General features: G+C 72.2%; 21 protein-coding genes. 12 read left to right on the top strand and 9 right to left on the bottom strand.

What is annotated here, in order from left to right:
* Positions 1-125 precede the first annotated feature (125 nt).
* Complete coding sequence (locus tag ACQPZW_RS39710) at positions 126-482, bottom strand: DUF6401 family natural product biosynthesis protein (protein WP_433791183.1); 357 nt, start codon at positions 480-482, stop codon at positions 126-128.
* Positions 483-876: 394 nt separating this feature from the next.
* Between ACQPZW_RS39710 and ACQPZW_RS39705 the strand changes: the two genes are divergently transcribed.
* The gene (locus ACQPZW_RS39705; protein WP_433791182.1) at positions 877-1,332 is read left to right on the top strand and encodes a hypothetical protein; all 456 of its coding nucleotides are present in this window, start codon (positions 877-879) and stop codon (positions 1,330-1,332) included.
* A gap of 426 nt (positions 1,333-1,758) precedes the next feature.
* Here ACQPZW_RS39705 and ACQPZW_RS39700 read toward each other — a convergent pair whose 3' ends face one another.
* Positions 1,759-2,043, bottom strand: coding sequence for a hypothetical protein (locus tag ACQPZW_RS39700; RefSeq protein ID WP_433791181.1), 285 nt, complete (start codon positions 2,041-2,043; stop codon positions 1,759-1,761).
* Positions 2,044-2,092: 49 nt separating this feature from the next.
* Between ACQPZW_RS39700 and ACQPZW_RS39695 the strand changes: the two genes are divergently transcribed.
* A complete protein-coding gene (locus ACQPZW_RS39695; RefSeq protein ID WP_433791180.1) occupies positions 2,093-3,292 on the top strand; it encodes a hypothetical protein in 1,200 nt (399 codons plus the stop codon).
* Between the two features lie 151 nt (positions 3,293-3,443).
* Here the strand turns inward: ACQPZW_RS39695 and ACQPZW_RS39690 are convergent, their stop codons facing one another.
* Together ACQPZW_RS39690 and ACQPZW_RS39685 are read right to left on the bottom strand one after the other, a co-directional pair.
* Positions 3,444-3,632, bottom strand: a complete 189-nt coding sequence (locus tag ACQPZW_RS39690) for a hypothetical protein (protein ID WP_433791179.1) — start codon at positions 3,630-3,632, stop codon at positions 3,444-3,446.
* 79 nt (positions 3,633-3,711) lie between these two features.
* A complete protein-coding gene (locus ACQPZW_RS39685) occupies positions 3,712-4,176 on the bottom strand; it encodes an SRPBCC family protein (protein WP_433791178.1) in 465 nt (154 codons plus the stop codon).
* An 81-nt stretch (positions 4,177-4,257) separates the two neighbouring features.
* Between ACQPZW_RS39685 and ACQPZW_RS39680 the strand changes: the two genes are divergently transcribed.
* Positions 4,258-5,820, top strand: a complete 1,563-nt coding sequence (locus ACQPZW_RS39680) for a phytoene desaturase family protein (protein WP_433791177.1) — start codon at positions 4,258-4,260, stop codon at positions 5,818-5,820.
* Here ACQPZW_RS39680 and ACQPZW_RS39675 read toward each other — a convergent pair.
* Positions 5,786-6,028: a hypothetical protein gene (locus ACQPZW_RS39675; protein ID WP_433791175.1), complete on the bottom strand. Its 243-nt coding sequence runs from the start codon at positions 6,026-6,028 to the stop codon at positions 5,786-5,788. The two genes, ACQPZW_RS39680 and ACQPZW_RS39675, sit on opposite strands and share 35 nt — an antisense overlap.
* The gene (locus ACQPZW_RS39670; RefSeq protein ID WP_433791174.1) at positions 6,028-6,243 is read right to left on the bottom strand and encodes a hypothetical protein; all 216 of its coding nucleotides are present in this window, start codon (positions 6,241-6,243) and stop codon (positions 6,028-6,030) included. Before ACQPZW_RS39670 ends, ACQPZW_RS39675 begins: the two co-directional genes overlap by 1 nt.
* Before the next feature lie 195 nt (positions 6,244-6,438).
* Here ACQPZW_RS39670 and ACQPZW_RS39665 point away from each other — a divergent pair, with 195 nt between their 5' ends.
* The gene (locus ACQPZW_RS39665; protein ID WP_433791173.1) at positions 6,439-6,672 is read left to right on the top strand and encodes a hypothetical protein; all 234 of its coding nucleotides are present in this window, start codon (positions 6,439-6,441) and stop codon (positions 6,670-6,672) included.
* 36 nt (positions 6,673-6,708) lie between these two features.
* Entirely contained in the window at positions 6,709-7,587 is an 879-nt protein-coding gene (locus ACQPZW_RS39660; RefSeq protein ID WP_433791172.1) for a helix-turn-helix domain-containing protein, read from the top strand.
* Here the strand turns inward: ACQPZW_RS39660 and ACQPZW_RS39655 are convergent.
* The gene (locus tag ACQPZW_RS39655; RefSeq protein ID WP_433791171.1) at positions 7,560-8,006 is read right to left on the bottom strand and encodes an SRPBCC family protein; all 447 of its coding nucleotides are present in this window, start codon (positions 8,004-8,006) and stop codon (positions 7,560-7,562) included. The genes ACQPZW_RS39660 and ACQPZW_RS39655 overlap by 28 nt on opposite strands.
* A gap of 120 nt (positions 8,007-8,126) precedes the next feature.
* Here ACQPZW_RS39655 and ACQPZW_RS39650 point away from each other — a divergent pair, with 120 nt between their 5' ends.
* The 7 genes from ACQPZW_RS39650 to ACQPZW_RS39620 all read left to right on the top strand — a co-directional run bounded on the left by ACQPZW_RS39650 (position 8,127) and on the right by ACQPZW_RS39620 (position 14,127).
* Positions 8,127-9,269, top strand: a complete 1,143-nt coding sequence (locus ACQPZW_RS39650; RefSeq protein ID WP_433791170.1) for a glycosyltransferase — start codon at positions 8,127-8,129, stop codon at positions 9,267-9,269.
* 82 nt (positions 9,270-9,351) lie between these two features.
* Entirely contained in the window at positions 9,352-10,245 is an 894-nt protein-coding gene (locus ACQPZW_RS39645) for an ABC transporter ATP-binding protein (protein WP_433791169.1), read from the top strand.
* A 5-nt stretch (positions 10,246-10,250) separates the two neighbouring features.
* Positions 10,251-10,991 (top strand): ABC transporter permease, encoded by a 741-nt coding sequence (locus ACQPZW_RS39640; protein ID WP_433791167.1) that lies wholly within the window; start codon positions 10,251-10,253, stop codon positions 10,989-10,991.
* Between the two features lie 2 nt (positions 10,992-10,993).
* Complete coding sequence (locus ACQPZW_RS39635; RefSeq protein WP_433791165.1) at positions 10,994-12,262, top strand: sensor histidine kinase; 1,269 nt, start codon at positions 10,994-10,996, stop codon at positions 12,260-12,262.
* Positions 12,259-12,885 (top strand): response regulator, encoded by a 627-nt coding sequence (locus ACQPZW_RS39630; protein WP_433791164.1) that lies wholly within the window; start codon positions 12,259-12,261, stop codon positions 12,883-12,885. Before ACQPZW_RS39635 ends, ACQPZW_RS39630 begins: the two co-directional genes overlap by 4 nt.
* Before the next feature lie 15 nt (positions 12,886-12,900).
* Positions 12,901-13,692 carry a helix-turn-helix domain-containing protein gene (locus ACQPZW_RS39625; RefSeq protein ID WP_433791161.1) on the top strand — a complete coding sequence of 264 codons (792 nt, stop codon included), beginning with the start codon at positions 12,901-12,903 and terminating at the stop codon, positions 13,690-13,692.
* Between the two features lie 27 nt (positions 13,693-13,719).
* A complete protein-coding gene (locus tag ACQPZW_RS39620; RefSeq protein ID WP_433791160.1) occupies positions 13,720-14,127 on the top strand; it encodes a VOC family protein in 408 nt (135 codons plus the stop codon).
* Between the two features lie 378 nt (positions 14,128-14,505).
* Here ACQPZW_RS39620 and ACQPZW_RS39615 read toward each other — a convergent pair whose 3' ends face one another.
* Together ACQPZW_RS39615 and ACQPZW_RS39610 are read right to left on the bottom strand one after the other, a co-directional pair.
* On the bottom strand, positions 14,506-15,009 hold the full coding sequence (locus ACQPZW_RS39615; RefSeq protein ID WP_433791159.1) for a hypothetical protein: 504 nt from the start codon (positions 15,007-15,009) through the stop codon (positions 14,506-14,508).
* Between the two features lie 274 nt (positions 15,010-15,283).
* Positions 15,284-16,339: a methyltransferase domain-containing protein gene (locus tag ACQPZW_RS39610; protein ID WP_433791157.1), complete on the bottom strand. Its 1,056-nt coding sequence runs from the start codon at positions 16,337-16,339 to the stop codon at positions 15,284-15,286.
* Between the last annotated feature and the right edge of the window lie 12 nt (positions 16,340-16,351).

Here is a 16,351-nt window from a genome sequence, read left to right as displayed (position 1 = left end):
GTCGGGGATTCGGGGCTGAAGGGACGGCCGAATCAGCCGGCCGGGACTGTCACGGGTGGTGGCCGCCGGTCACACCGGCGTCCGATCTCGGGGGATCCTTTACCACCGCTTCCGTCCGGGAAGGGTCAGCGCGGCGCCGGCAGGGTGCTGGCCAGCATGCAGACGGCGAGCAGGCGGCGCAGGACCCAGTCGTTGTCGGACCAGTCGATGTCGCCCTCGGGGGCGGTCCAGCCGTGCTGGAAGGCGGCGTCGCGCACACCCTCGGCGTAGGCCGCGAGCAGGATCGCGGTCAGCGGACGGGAGTCGGCGTTGAGGCTGTCCCGCACGCCGGCGGCGTGCTGGTCGATCACCGACATGAGGCCGGGGTTCTCCTGGGCGGCGGCGAGACCGGTCACGCCGACAGCGGCGGTCAGGTCGACGAGCGAAGCGTGGGCGGAGCGCTGAGCAGCGCGAGCGGCGGCGTTGCTGAACAGGCCATTCATGAGACGAAACGTTAAGGAGCCCAGGGTTGACTACGGGTCCCTCACCGTTGCAGGCCGGTTGAACTCGCCGGGCGCGGGAAATTGCCTCTGCGCTGGACCGTGTGGCCAACGGACGTGGCACGGGCCTTCGTCCACCCGGAGGCGACCGGCCGGGCGATCCCGGGGCGGTCCGGTGGTCGAACGGCGAGGAGCAGCCGCCGGAGCGTTTCCGGGTGACGGCACGGAAGGAGCGGTGATGGACGTGGCGGATCGGCGCGCAGCGGCGGGGGATGCCGGTGGCGCGGAGTCGGGTTCGGCGGATCGGCGTGCGGCGGGGGATGCCGGTGGCGCGGAGTCGGGTCTCGCGGATCGGCGTGCAGCAGGGGATGCCGGTGGCGCGGAACCGGAACCGGCTGTGGTGGATGGCGGGCCGGATTCGGCGCATCGGCGGCCGGACGGGCTGGACGACGTGACCGTCGAGGCTCTCGGGAAGCTCAGCGAGGCGCTGGAGACGGTGGAGCGGGTACGCGGGCATCTGTACAGCGCGCATCAGCTCGTCGGGAAAGCGGACTTCTCGCTGGACGAGGCGGTCTCGTTGTTCATGCAGGCGGGGCAGACCGAGATGGCCGAGCGCATCGAGCGGGAGCTGATCGGGCGCAACGTCATTCCGGGGCACTGGACGTTCCAGATCGTCGAGGAGTTCGACGACGGGTACTACGCCGAGTTCCGTGCGCTGGAGCGCGAGGCCCGGATGCGGCTCGCCGGTGGGCGGCGGCATCTTTACGAGGCGGAACTCAAGGAACGCCGGCGCACCCACGGCCGGCCCGGTCACGAGGCGCGGCCCGGACACGCCGGGGACTCTGCGGGCTGAGAGGGCCCAGACTCTGCGGGGCTGAGAGGGCCCAGACTCTGCGGGGCTGAGAGGGCCCAGACTCTGCGGGGCTGAGAGGGCCCAGGGGAGAAGCCGCCCGGAAGGCAGGAAAGCCGAACGGATCCGGTTCGCCCGAGCACGCAGAAATGCTGACGGCGGGAGGCGGAGGCGGGCGGTCCGGATCTCCGGGTGGTGCCAGCGCACTCCTGAAGGCAGCGCCGGCCCGGGGCCGGACGCTGCCGAGCCGCGGAGTGCCCACGGTGAGATGCCGGTGCGGACCGCAGACCACCCGACGCGGGTCGGCGCCGGGTGGGAGCTTGTCCGGCCGCCCGCGACCGTGAAGTCGTCGGCGGTGGAGGGCCGTCGGAAGCAACGGTGACGGGGCCGCGTGGCGAGGGCCCCGGTGTAGAGCGGTAGCCGGGAGGGTTACTCCGTGTAGCTGACCGTTTCCGGGCGACGGCGCTCGGCGTCATCCGCGATGATCACGGTGGCGACCACCAGCGCGACCACTACGGCGAAGAACCAGGACGCGTCATCGACCAGTTTCGCTGCCAGGGGAGCCTGGAAGGCGGCTAGGAGGAAGCCGACCCAGGCGAAGCGGCGCTGGCGCTCAGAGAGGAACCCGATAGATCGCACTCGGAAAGTCTGGCGCGATATGTGCGGATCGCCGTCACCCGTTCGGCCGATTCTCAGTTGTCCGATGGTGCCCACCGACTTGCGTCTCCGTCGCTCAATTGTTGTCGCTGCCGGGGTTGTGGCGTTGGCCGTGGGCTGCGTCGTCATGGTCTGGCCGGCGCCTCCCGCGCCGCGTTCGCCGACCGTCGGCCCGGCGGCCGACGAGCGGGTGGTCGCCGGGCCGCTCGACGGGCGGACCGCCGCGTGGCTCACTGTGGGTGATGCCGCGGCGCGGGTACGGGTGAGGTTCGCGCGCCTCCCGGGCCTGCTCTACCGGATCAGCACCGCCTCCGACGCGGGTGTCGTGCCGGTCGTCAGCCTCCGTGACGGCCGGGTGACGCTGCGGCTGAACGAGTCCGCCGGGGACGGGCTGGACGAGGTGCGGATCGTCCTGAACCGCAGTGTCCGGTGGGACATCCGGCTCCCGGCCGGTGCCGGGGAGCAGCAGTTGAACCTGCGTGACGGACGGGTGCAGCGGGTCGAGGTGGGGGCCGCCGGACTGGCCGAGGTGTGGCTGCCGGAACCCGACGGCACGGTTCCGATCGTCTTCACCGGCGGGATCGGCACCGCGGTGGTGTCCGTGCGACGCGGGACCCCGGTCCGGATCCATCTGACGCAGGGCGCCGGGTCGGTGGAGACCCCCTGGATCGCCAACAACGGCACCGCCGCCGGCACCGTCCTCCGGGAACCGGCGTTTCCACCGGCCCACGACCGGTATGCGATCCGGGCGGACGGGGGGATCGGCGCCCTCGTGGTTCGCCGTCCGTCGGATGCCGAGCCCTTGGCGGACGCACCCAACGCGGTCGTCCGGCCGCCGGGCCCGGGATCTGCCGCGGAGGGGCCGACCGTCCGGCGACCCGACCCCGCACCGGACGCGCGGGGCGGAGGATCGGAGCCGCGCCGGACCGGTACGCCAGTGCATCCCCGCCGGACCCCGACATCAGCCGGGCCGAGCCGGGGCGTAGCTGCTCAGAAGCCGGGCCGAGGTACGGCGGGTCAGAAGCCCGGCCGGAGTACGGCTGGTCAGAAGCCGGGCCGGGGTACGGCCGGCCAGAAGCCGAGCGGAGGTGTCGTCAGCCGGGAGCCGGGTGGATCGAGCCCGGGCGCGGTAGCCCGGGAGCCCGGCCGGGTTGGCGCATCCGGCCGTCCAGGAAAACGTGCGGCATCCGTGCGCCCGGACCGGGCCGGCACGACGGGAGAGCCCGGTCCGGCGCCCGGTGGCCCGCCCCGTCGAGCTATGACCGCCGGTGAACAGGCGGTGTCAGGCAGGTCGGCGCGGCCGTGAAGGACGACCACGACCGGGGTGGCTTCCGTGGAGCGGTGACGGGCCGGCGGCCGTGACGGTTACCGTCGCATCAGCCCGGCGGCTCGGTTCGGCCCGGTGTCTCGCCCACCGGGCCGTCGTAGCGGAGGGGGCCCCGCGTAGTCGTACCGAATCAGTGTGGTCCGGTGTGTCCGGTGGTGCTGGGGCGTTCGCCCGCGGTGACCACGGGCTCCGCGCCGGCGTCGTTGTCGGTGGCGTCGTTCTGGCCGTCGGTGTCCCAGGTCGCCATCGCCTTGTTGAGCTCGCTGAGCGGAAGCCGCTCCTCGTCGCGCCAGGTCTCGTTGTCGCGTGAATCGGTCATGACCGTCGCATACCCGCCGTGAAGCACCGGAAACGACGGAGACGGCCGCGTGGCGGCCGTCTCCGGGTGAGTCGACGTGTCAGATGCCGGGCCGGTCGACCTGGCCGCGCCATGCGCCGGTCTCGATGCCGCCGCGGCTCTCGATGAACTCCTTGAAGCGGTGCAGGTCGCCCTTCACCCGCCGGTCGATGACGCCGAGCTTGTCGCCGGCCGTCTCGACGAATCCCTGCGGGTCGAAGTCCATCTGCACGGTGACTCGCGTGTGGGTGTCGTCGATCCGGTGGAACGTCACCACGCCGGCCTGCTTCTCGCCGTCGGTGGAGTGCCAGGCCACCCGCTCGTCGGGCAGCTGCTCGGTGATCTCGGCGTCGAACTCGCGCTTGATGCCGGCGATCTCCGTCTTCCAGTGCGTGTGGGTGTCGTCGAGCTGGCGGATCTCGCTGACCCCCTCCATGAACCGGGGGAACTCCTCGAACTGGGTCCACTGGTTGTAGGCGGCGCGAACCGGGACGTTGACGTCAACGAACTCGGTGACCGTGCTCACGAGGTTCTCCCTTCAGTTGCTTGTCACGATCACTGGGGTGCCCGGGAGTGGATGCCCTAAACACGGGGTAGCTTGCGGAGCGTGGACGACGTGGACGCGATCGTCGTCGGGGCCGGGCACAACGGCCTCGTCGCGGCGAACCTGCTGGCCGATGCCGGGTGGACGGTCCGGGTGCTGGAGGCCACCCCGCAACCGGGCGGGGCGGTCCGCTCCGGGCACATCACCGCCCCCGGCTACCTCTCCGACCTGTTCAGTGCCTTCTATCCGCTCGGGTACGCCTCCCCGGTGCTGAAACGGCTGGACCTCGACATCCGCTGGACGCATGCGCCGGACGTGTTCACGCATCTGCTGCCGGACGGCCGGGCCGCCACGGTCAGCCGGGACGTCGACCGGACCGCCGCGTCGATGGAGCAGTTCGCGCCCGGTGACGGTGAGCGGTGGCGTCACGCCTACGACGACTGGCGGTCCGTGTCCGGGCCGATGCTGGACACCCTGTTCACGCCGTTCCCACCGGTCCGCAGCAGCGCCGGGCTGCTCCGCCGGCTGCAGCTGGGTGGGGCTCTGCGGCTCGCTCGGCGGCTCGTGCTGTCGGTGCGCGAGCTGGGGTCGGAGCTCTTCGCGGGGGAGGGCGCGTCGCTGGCGCTGGCCGGCTGCGCCCTGCACACCGATCTGTCCCCGGAGGAGGCGGGCGGCGGGGTGTACGGCTGGCTGCTCGCCATGCTCGGCCAGGAGGTCGGCTGGCCGGCCCCGGTCGGTGGCGCGCAGGAGCTGACCTCGGCGCTGGTCCGCCGTTTCCCGGGGGAGATCGTCTACGACGCGCCGGTGACCCGGGTGCTGGTGGCCCGCGGCCGGGCGATGGGCGTGCGGACCGCGGACGGCCGCGACTGGCGGGCCCGCCGGGCGGTGATCGCCGACGTGCCGGCGCCGGCGCTCTACCTCGACCTGGTCGGCGAGCGCTGGCTGCCACCGCGGCTCACCGAGGACCTGGCCCACTTCCGGTGGGACGGCGCCACCGTCAAGGTCGACTGGGCGGTCCGGTCGAAGGTGCCCTGGACGAACCCGGCCGCCGCCGGCGCGGGCACCGTGCACCTGGGCGCGGACATGAACGGGCTCACCAGATACGCCGCACACCTGGCGTCCGACGAGATCCCGCCGAAGCCGTTCCTGCTGCTCGGGCAGATGACCACGACCGACGCCACCCGGTCGCCGGACGGGACCGAGTCGTTGTGGGCGTACACCCATCTGCCGCACCGCGCGTCCTGGTCGGCCGACGACATCGCCGAGCACGTCGAGCGGATGGAGGCGGTCGTCGAGGAGCACGCCCCCGGGTTCCGGCGCGAGGTCGTGGCCCGCCACGTGTTCGCGCCCGGCGACATCGAGCGGGAGAATCCGTCACTGGTCGGGGGCGCGCTCGGCGGCGGAACGGCGGCGGCCTTCCAGCAGCTGTTCCTGCGGCCGGTGCCCGGTCTCGGGCGGGCCGACACCCCGGTCGACCGGCTCTTCATGGGCAGCTCGTCGGCGCATCCGGGCGGCGGGGTGCACGGGGCGCCGGGGGCCAACGCGGCGCGGGCCGCGCTGGCCAGGGACGGCAATCCGCTCTATCCGGCCGTCATCGGCGCGGCCCACCGGGTGATCTACCGCTGAGCGTCTCGCGGCGCTGAGCGGTCGCGGCCCGCAGTGCCGGCCAGATCCGCAGCCGCCGGGAGCTGTCCACCTGGGCGAGCAGGTGGGCCAGCGCCGGGCGGTCCTCGCGGGGCACGAGCGTCACGATGATCAGAACCGGGGCGATCGCGGCCACCAGCTCCACGAACAGGAAGAAGAGCACCAGCAGGGCGACGACGGCGACGATCATCAGAGGCCTCCGACCAGTGCCGCGGCGATGAGGACCAGCGCGGTGCCGACGGCCAGGCCGACGGCGGCGAGGGCGGCGGCCGCCTGCACGAGCGCGCCGATCGGGGCGATGGCGCGCTTGAGGAGCTGAAGGGCCAGGAGCAGGCAGGCTCCCGCGATGATCAGGTAGAGGAGACTGCCGCTGTGCAGTCCGAGGGACAGGTCGGGTGTCGGCATGGTGGCCTCCTGTCGCGGAGGGATGCAATGCGCCAGCGCTGGCGTGAGGTCGACCTGACCCAATGGTGCAATGCACATCATGGTCAATGCAATGCATAGACGGATGAGTGAAGTGACTCGCGGGCCCGTAGCGTCCGCCGGCTATGCGCTCGGGGTACCCTGCATTGAATTCTGTCAACGGTGGTTGGATGAGGCATGCCGAATACCGATATTTCAGGCCTTGTCCTGGAGACGATTGCTTTCTCGTGTGCTAACGGCACCTGTCCCACCGCCTACACGACCAACCGCGGGACCGTCATGATCCAGGGCTACACCGTCACGGCCGAGCAGGCGCGGGCCGCGGGGGTCGACATGCCCGAGGGCGAGCAGATGGTGGAGATCCCGCTGTCGCTGTTCGCCGAGACCGCGCGACTGGTGGAGCAGCCCTGAGCCGGAGCACGAAGACGTACGGGAAAGGCTGGGCTCATGAGTGACGACCAGGGGCCCAGTTCCGCGCCGCAGACCGTCGGCGCCCTCCTGCGGGCCCGCCGCGAGAGGCTGCGCCTCAGCGGCAGCACGCTGGCCTCCCGAGCCGGCCTCACCCAGTCCAAGGTGTCCCGGATCGAGACCGGGCACACCGCCGCGAACCCGGAGGACGTCCGCCGGCTCGCCGAGGCGATGCGGATGACGCCCGGCGAGGTGGAGGAGCTGGTCCGGCTGGCGACCGAGTCCCGGTCCGGCGCCGACGCGAACGACTGGCGCGTGGACCACTTCAGCGAGGTCGCACGCAAGCAGGTGGAACTCCAGCAGGCCGAATCGGCGGCCCTCGAGATCAGGGTCTTCCAGCCGTCGATCGTCCCCGGCCTGCTCCAGGTGAGCGGCTATGCCGAGGCGGTGATGCGGCCGTGGTACGAGGAGCTCGGTGACTCCGGCCCGGAGGCCGAGGCCGATCTGATCGCCGCCGTGGCGGCACGACTGCAGCGGCAGCGGATCCTCACCGTCACGAGCAGGTCGTTCCACTTCATCCTGGCCGAGGCGACCCTCAGCCACCGGCTGGGCAACCCCGAGGACATGCTGGCGCAGATCCGCAAGATCCGCGAGCTCGCCCAGCGGGACAACGTCACGATCGCGATCATCCCGGCGGACGTGCCGCTGACCTTCCCGCTCATGCACAGTTTCGAGCTGCTCGACGACGCGTACGTGCTGATCGACCTGTACACTGTCTCGTTCACCGCCGAGGTGGTGTCGGACCTCCGGTCGTACCGCAGGATCTTCGACATCCTGGCCTCGTCCGCCACCACCGAGATCACGCCGATCCTGGACAGGTACGCCGACCTCTACCTCGGGTTGTCCGCCCGCCGCTGACGTTCGGCGATGTCGGCGAGGCGGCGCAGGCTCTCCACGTTGCGCCGGTGCAGCAGCAGGTCGTTGAGCTTGTTGCGCGCCCACAGCAGCGGGCCCTCGGTGAAGTCCTCCGCGATCTCCACCCGGGTGGCGCCGTCGCCGACCGGGGTGAGCCGGATGTCGACCTCGGCCGCGCCGAGCGGCCACAGCCCGGCGTTCAGCTTCAGCGAGCGGCCGGGCTCGCAGGCGAGGACGGTCGACGAGTCGTGCAGCGACAGCGGCCACGGCCCGGCCTTGTGATGGAGCTTCGCGCCGGGTGCCGGCCAGGCCGGCTCGACGTCGCGGATGTGTACGGTGCCGACCACCCAGTCGCTGTATGTCCAACCGTCGGCGAGGACGGCGAAGACCTGGTCGGGTGATGCTTGAACGGTTCGCTCCACGATAGCCACGGTGTCGGTTTACCCTGCTCAGAGAGTCTGTAACGAGCGGACCATGTTTACGGTTCGTGCTGCGGGGCAACTGCTGCGTGTACCTGACCCCGGCCCGCTGGAGGAGACCCCGTGCACATTGCGATGATCTCCGAGCACGCTGACGTCGCCGACCTGTCGGCCGCGCTGGCCGAACTGGGCCACGACGTGCGGATCTACACACGCCGCGAGAACCCGGACGTCGCCGAGGTGGTCATCACCCCGAGCGGCGTGCACGTTGTCCAGATCGCCGCCGGCCCGGCCCGGCCGCTGCCCTCCGATCTGGTGCTGCCGTACATGGGCGAGTTCGCCCGGATCCTCAGCGAGCAGTGGCGCGACGGCTGGCAACCGGACGTGGCGCACGCCCACTTCTGGACCAGCGGCCTCGCCGCGGTGACCGCCGCCAAGCAGTTCGCCATCCCGGTCGTGCAGTCGTTCCACGAGCTCGGTGAGCTCGGTGAGTCCACGCACGGTCCGTCCCGGTCCGGATACGAGCGGGCGCTCGGCCGCGCGGTCGACCGGGTGGTCGCGCAGACCCAGGAGGAGGTGCGCGGACTGGTCCGGATCGGCGTGCCCCGCGCCAGCCTGACCGTCGTCCCGGCCGGCGTGGACAGTGAGACCTTCACCCCGGACGGCCCGGCCGTCCAGCGCGACCCGGAGCGCCCGCGCATCCTGTCGGTCGGCAAGCTGGTCGAGCGCAAGGGCTTCGGCGACGTCATCCAGGCGATGCGATATGTGCCCGGCGCCGAGGTGGTGGTGGTCGGCGGCCCGTCCCCCGATCAGCTGTCCGGTGACCCGGGCGCCCGGCTGCTCCGGTCGATGGCCGAGGAGTTCCACGTCGCCGACCGGTTCCGGTTGATCGGCTCGGTGCCGCACCGGGACCTGCCGAGCTGGTACCGCTCCGCCGACGTGCTGGTCGCGACCCCCTGGGAGGAGCAGGCCGCCCTGGAGGCGATGGCCTGTGGCGTGCCGATCGTCGGCCCGGCCGCAGGGTCGCTCACCGAGACCGTGGTCGACGGGCTGACCGGCGACCTGGTGCCGGAGCGGGATCCGCGGGCGCTGGGTGGCGCGCTGCGCCGGCTGGTCAACGACAAGGTGCGGCGGTTCACGTACGCGACGGCCGCCCTGGACCGGGCCCGTCAGGCGTACTCGTGGAAGCGGGTGGCGGCGCAGGTCGGCTCGGTCTACGCGAGCCTGCGGCGTACCCCGGCCGCCGTGGTGGAAGACCCGGTGTAGGGCGGCATCAACCGATCGGTGGACCGGATCCGTCGCCCGCTGTTCGATTCGGGCGACGGGGCGTCCGGGTGACGCTCTATGCATGACAGTCATCGAGGTCGAGAACCTGGCGAAGAGGTACGGCGAGACCGTCGCCGTACGGGACGTGTCCTTCAGTGTCGAAGCCGGTGAGATCTTCGGCATCCTGGGCCCGAACGGCGCCGGGAAGACCACCACCGTCGAGTGCATCGCCGGCCTGCGCACCCCCGACTCCGGCTCGATCACCGTCCTCGGCCGCCCCGCCTCCGATCCGGCCCTGCGCTCCCGCATCGGCGTGCAGCTGCAGGAGAGCGAGCTGCAGGACAAGATCACCGTCCGCGAGGCCCTGGAGCTCTACAGCAGCTTCTACCCCGACCCGGCCGACTGGCGTGCCCTCGCCGACGACCTCGGCCTGACGCCGAAGCTGAGGTCCCGCTTCGGCAAGCTCTCCGGCGGTCAGAAGCAGCGCCTGTCGATCGCGCTCGCCCTGATCGGCAACCCGGAGATCGCCATCCTGGACGAGCTGACCACCGGCCTGGACCCGCAGGCGCGCCGGGAGACCTGGGAGCTGATCTCCGGCATCCGCGACCGCGGTGTCACGCTGCTGCTGGTCACCCACTTCATGGAGGAGGCCGAGCGCCTCTGCGACCGGATCGTGGTGATCGACAAGGGTGCGGTGGCGGCTCTGGACACCCCGGCCGGGCTGGTCGAGCGGACCGGCAACGAGCAGCGCATCCGGTTCCGTCCGTCCACCCCCATCGAGGACGAGCTGCTGACCGTGCTGCCCGAGGTGCGTGAGCTGCGCCGCCAGGGGCCCAAGATCGAGATCATCGGCAGTGGCAACCTGCTGCACGCGGTCGTCTCCGTGCTGGCCCGCAACGGCGTCGTGGCCGCCGAGCTGACTCTCGAGCAGTCCACTCTCGACGACGCCTTCGTCCACCTGACCGGCAAGGAGTGACCGACATGTCCGTCTTCACCAAGCTGACGCTGACCGAGTTCCGGCTCACCCTCCGCGACCCGCTCTACGGCTTCTTCACGCTGTTCTTCCCGGTCCTGCTGCTGCTGATCCTCGGTAACGTGCCGACCATGAAGGAGGCCCCGCCGGAGCTCGGCGGTCTCCGGGTCATCGACCTGTACGCCGGACTCGCGCTCGGCCTGGCCATCGGCATCATCGGGTTGCAGGGCCTGCCGTCGGTGCTGGCCACCTACCGTGAGCGCGGCATCCTGCGCCGGCTCGCCACCACCCCGGCCCGCCCGGCGATCCTGCTCGCCGCCCAGCTGGTGATGAACCTGATCACCGTGCTGGTCTCCATGGTGCTCGTCTACACGGTGGCGATCCTCGCCTTCGACGTGCCGTTCCCGCAGAGCCCGGCCCTGTTCCTGCTCGCCGTCCTGCTCAACTGCGCCGGCGCGTTCTCCATCGGACTGTTGCTGGCCGCGATCGCGCCGACCGGCAAGACCGCCAACGCGATCGGCACGTTCCTGTTCTTCCCGCTGATGTTCTTCGCCGGCCTGTGGGCGCCCCGCGAGTTGATGCCGGAGATCCTGCAGCGGATCGGTGACTTCACCCCGCTCGCCGCCGGGCAGGACCTGATGACCGACGCCCTCACGGGACAGTCGCCGGCGCTGCTCTCCATTACGGTTCTGGTGGGATACCTGGTGATCTGCGGGGCCGCCGCGGTCAAGCTGTTCCGCTGGGAGTGACGATGCAGAAGCCCGAGGCGCTGGAGCGGCCGGCCGCATCCCGGGAGTTCTGGATCACCGGGCTGTCGTACGGAACCCTGTTCGGTTCGCTGCTGCTGTCCGTGGTCACCCGGGGCGTCGAGGACCTGCCCCAGCGTGACCTCGGCACGACCACCGCGGTCACGCTCGTGACCGCGGCGTGGATCGCCTGGTGGGTGGACCTGCATCCGGCCTGGCAGCGGCGCCGGGGCCTGATGCTGGTCTTCCTGATCGGGCTGCTCGCCCTCAATTCCGCGCTGGTCGCGTGCAGTCCGCTCTTCGGTGTCTTCACCTGGACCGGCTACATCTTCCTCGGCTATGCGGTGCCGGGCCGCTGGCAGCTGGCCGGGACCGTGCCGGTCGCCGCGATCAACGCGATGTCCCAGATCGGTGGATGGAGCACCTTCGCCGACGAGGACGACGGATACGTGATCTACCTGGCGGTCCTGCTCTGCAACCTGCTGATCGCCGGGACCATGACGTGGGTGACGCTGCGGGACGGGCGGGTGGCCGACACCCGGGTCCGCCGGATCGACCAGCTCGCCGAGGCCAACGCCAAACTCGCCGCCGCCCTCCAGGAAAATGCCGGACTGCACGCCCAGCTCCTCGTCCAGGCCCACGAGGCGGGCGTCCACAACGAACGGCAGCGGATGGCCGGCGAGATCCACGACGTCCTCGCCCAGGGCCTCACCGGCATCGTCACCCAGCTGGAGGCGGCCGAGGCCCACCCCGGCGACCGTGACCGGCACCTGACCGCGGCGAAGCGTCTCGCCCGGGAGAGCCTCACCGAGGCCCGCCGCTCGGTGCAGGCGCTGCGGCCCCAGCACCTCGACGCGGCGCGCCTGCCGGAGGCCCTCGGCGAGGTGCTGCACGGCTGGTCCGAGCTGCACGGCGTCCGCGCCGACCTGACCACCACCGGGACGGCCCGGCCGCTGCTGCCGGAGATCGAGACGACACTGTTGCGTACCGCCCAGGAGGCTCTCGCCAATGTCGCCAGGCACGCCGCCGCCGGCCGGGTCGGGCTCACACTGTCCTACATGGAGGACGTGGTGACGCTGGACGTCCGCGACGACGGCGCCGGCTTCGACCCGGACGCCCCGCGGGAGGTGACCGAGGACGGCGGATACGGCCTGCACGCCATGCGGGAACGCCTCACCCGGATCGCCGGCACGCTCGAGGTCGAGTCCGAACCCGGCGGAGGCACCGCCATCTCAGCGTGCGTACCGGCACTGGCCCTAGGGGGAGCCGCATGATCAGGATCGTCATCGTGGACGATCACCCGGTGGTCCGGGACGGGCTGCGCGGCATGTTCGCCGGCGACGACCGGTTCACCGTCCTCGGCGAGGCCGGCGACGGGCGCGAGGCCCTGGCGGTCACCGAGGCGGTCACCCCCGACGTGGTCCTGATGGACCTGCGGATGCCGGTCATGGACGGCGTCACCACCATCCGCGAGCTCAAGGCCCGGGGCTCCGCCGCCCGTGTCCTGGTGCTGACCACCTACGACACCGACAGCGACGTGCTGCCCGCGATCAAGGCCGGCGCCACCGGCTACCTACTCAAGGACACCCCGCGCGAGGAGCTCTTCCGGGCCGTCGTGGCCGCACACCGCGGCGAGTCGGTCCTCTCCCCGGCGGTCGCGGGCCGGCTCATGGGCCGGCTCCGGTCGCCCGCCAAGGAGCCGCTCAGCCAGCGCGAGATCGAGGTCATCACGCTCATCGCCCGGGGCTGCTCCAACCGGGAGACCGCGAAACGGCTCTTCATCAGCGAGGCCACCGTCAAGACGCACCTGCTGCACGCCTACGCCAAACTCGGCGTCCGCGACCGGGCCGCCGCCGTGGCGACCGCCATCGAGCAGGGCCTGATCCGCCGGGACTGAGGGCAGAATCGGGGGATGGACGAGTACGCGCAGGCCCGGCCCGCCCCGGCGCTGCGGCCGCATGTCGCGTTCTACTCCGGCTACCGGCAGCGCGGGCTTGCCCCGGCTCTGCACCGGGGGCTGCCGTCGCCGTACCTGACCCTGATCTTCACGCTGGACGAGCCGCTGGTCATCGCGGCCCACCCCGATCCGGCTCAGGCGCCCGGGCGGTACGCTTCGCTGCTCGGCGGCCTGCACCTGACGCCCGCGCTGATCAGCCACGACGGCAGCCAGTCGGGAGTGCAGGTGGCGGTCCGGCCGGAAGGCTGCCGGGCGCTGCTCGGCCTCCCGGCCGCCGCGGTCGCGAACCTCGACGTGGACGCCGCAGCCGTCCTCGGCGAGCCGTTCGTCGGCGAGGTCCGGGAGCGCCTGTCCGAGGCCGCGGACTGGCCGGCCCGGTTCGCGGTCGTCGACCGGGCGCTCGGCGGCCGGCTGCGCGACACCACCGGCCCGGCCGCGGTCACGGAGGCGTACCACCTGGTCAACGGCGGTGCTTCGGTCGCTGCGGCGGCCGCGCGGGTCGGCTGGACGGGGCGGCACCTGACCGACCGGTTCCGCGCCGAGCTCGGCATCCGGCCCAAGGAAGCCGCCCGGATCGCCCGTTTCGACCGGGCCCGCCGCGCGATCCGGCCGGGCGTGCGACTCGCCGACGTCGCCGCCGCACACGGCTACGCCGACCAGTCGCACCTGGTCCGCGACTTCCGGGCGTTCGCCGGCTGCGCGCCGTCACGCTGGCTGGCCGACGAGTTCGGTTTCGTCCAAGCCTGACGCCCGTCCACCCGCCACGATCAGACCATGACCGACACGAGAACCCCGCCGCCGCAGGTGTGGCCGACGCTCAAGGCGACCGACGCCCGCGCCCTGATCCGCTTCCTGACCGACGCCTTCGGCTTCGTGCCGACGGCCGTGCACGGCGAGGGCGATCTCGTCGCCCATGCCGAGCTCCGCTGGCCCCTCGGCGGGGGCGTCATGCTCGGCTCGGTCCGCGACGATCCGGACGACCCGTGGAACCTCCAGCCGGGCACGTTCGGCGCCTACGTCGTCGCCGACGACATCGAGGCGCTGCACGCCCGCGCGGTGGCCGCCGGGGCCGAGATCGTCCGGAAGCCCGCCATGACCGATTACGGATCCCACGATTTCACCGCGCGCGATCCCGAGGGCAACCTCTGGAGCTTCGGCACCTACCGCGGAGAACCCCACTGATTCGGTACGGACCACGCGGAGTCCCGTGGCTGTCCCCGCGACGCGGGCGACACTCCCGCCCGCCACCGCGCCTCACGGGCGGAAGCCGCCGGTCACCGTCACCCCATCCCCGCCGTCGCGGAGCGCGGTGGTCCGGTATGGCGGGGGTGGCCGGGTGACGGCCGGCCCGTCGGGCGTCGCGGGACGCGGTCGTGCGGTGTGGCCGGGTGACTGCCGGGCCGCCGGGCGTCGCGGGACGCGGTCGTGCGGTGAGGCCGGTATGGCTGGGCGCCGATCGGGCCGCCAGCCGCCGGCCGCCGGGCGTCGCGGGGCGCGGTTCTGCGGGTGCGGAACCGGGCTCGGCGACGGCCGTCGGCCGGTGAACGGTGAACGGAGCGATCAGCGGGCGAGAGCCTTGGCGAGCTCGTCGCGGAACGTGCGCTCGCTCTCGGTGACCGTCTCGCCACCGATGCCGAGGAGCCCGCCGGTGGAGGCCGCGCCCACCACCTCGTCGGCGATCTCCACGAGCCAGTGCTTGTAGGTCTCGGCGTCGGCCGGGGACGCCTTCGCGGCCAGCAGCGCCGCCACCTCACCGGCCCGGGCCACCACGTCCGCCGCGTAGCCCGCGGGGTCGCCCGGCTGGATCACCGGCGGCTCCTCACCGATCTCCGGGTCGCCGGCCTCGGCCACCGCCGCCGTGGCGACCGCCGCGACCAGCGTGCTCGCCGACGACCGGGCGTCCGAGATGCGATCCAGTCCGGCCGCGCTCTCGGCCCGGGTCTTGCGCGCGCTGTCCGGGCTGGCGGCGCTGGCGGCGGTCAGCACCGACTGCGGCAGGCCGGTCAGCAGCCCCCACTCGGCGTCGGTGAACCCCAGTTCGGCGTAGAGCGGTCGATCGGTCACGCTTGTCCCCTTCTCGCATCGGCCGGCCGCCGCACGCAGCAGTCGGCGGCCGTCAGCATTCTTACCTACCCCTTTCGGCCGTCGTTGCATCCTGTGACGATCACCGGCATGTCCCGCCCCGACCCCGTGTGGCCGGTGGAAGCCACGGGGCAGGGGTGGCGGTGACCCGGGGCCTCAGCCCGGCGGTCGCGTTTCGGCCGTGGCCGGCAGCCCCGTCGCGGTGTGGCGGCGCGACACGACGGGTGCGGTCGGGGACGGCGGACGGCGTACCCCCTCAGGGTCTCGCCTCGTAGACGATGTTGAACGGGGTTTCGGCGACGCGCCGGAAAACGCTGAAACCGGCGTCGGTGACCAGGCGGCGGACCGGTTCCTCACCGGCCTGCGCGCCCAGCGAATAGCCGCCTTCCTGGGAGAGGGCGCTCGGCACGCACAGGAACGCCGAGAACGAGTAGTAGACCCGCCCGACCGGGTTGAGGTTGTCGCCGACGGACGCGCCGGCCGCCGGTTCGACGATCATCCAGGAGCCGTCCGGGGTGAGCTGGGACCGCACGTGCCGGGCCGCGCCGAGCGGATCGCCCATGTCGTGCAGCGCGTCGAACGTGGTCACCAACTGGTAGGGGCCGCCGCCGAAGCCCTGGGCGCCGGCGTTCTCGAAGCTGACCCGACCGTCGAGACCGGCGTCGGCGGCCCGTTTGCGGGCCTGGTCGACCGACCCGTGATGCCGGTCGGACCCGGTGAACACCGACCGCGGATAGGCCTGCGCCATCAGCGTCGTCGACGCCCCGTGCCCGCAGCCGACGTCGGCGACCCGCACACCGGCCTCCAGGCGGGCGACGACGCCGTCGAGGGCGGGCAGCCACTCGGTGATCAGGTGGGCGCTGTATCCGGGCCGGAAGAACCGCTCGCAGCCGGTGAACACGTCCTCGTCGTGCTCGCCCCAGCCGAGGCCCTCGCCGGTCCGGAACGCCGACGTGATCCGGGGCTCGGCCTTGAGCGCGCCCAGCGCCAGCTGGAACGCGCCGGGCGCGAAGATCGGCCCGTCCGGGTCGGTGAGCGCGAACGCCTGCTCCGGGGTGAGCGAGTAGCGGCCGGTCGACGGGTCGTACTCGACATACCCGCCGGCGGCCTGCCCGCGCAGCCACTCCTCGACGTAGCGGGCCGCGGTCCCGGTGCGCTCGGCCAGCTCCTCGGGCAGGGCGGGTGACCCGGCCAGGGCACGGTAGAGGCCGAGCCGGTCACCGACGACGATCCCGCCGGCGGCCATCGTCGCCCCCAGGTCGCCGACGAACTTGTGCACGAACTCCATCAGTTTCGCTTCGTTGACTGTCATGCGTTCTTTCTA

The organism is Actinoplanes sp. CA-252034 (genome assembly GCF_050956125.1).
GTDB lineage: Bacteria > Actinomycetota > Actinomycetes > Mycobacteriales > Micromonosporaceae > Actinoplanes.
This window is presented reverse-complemented; position numbering and strand designations above follow the sequence as displayed.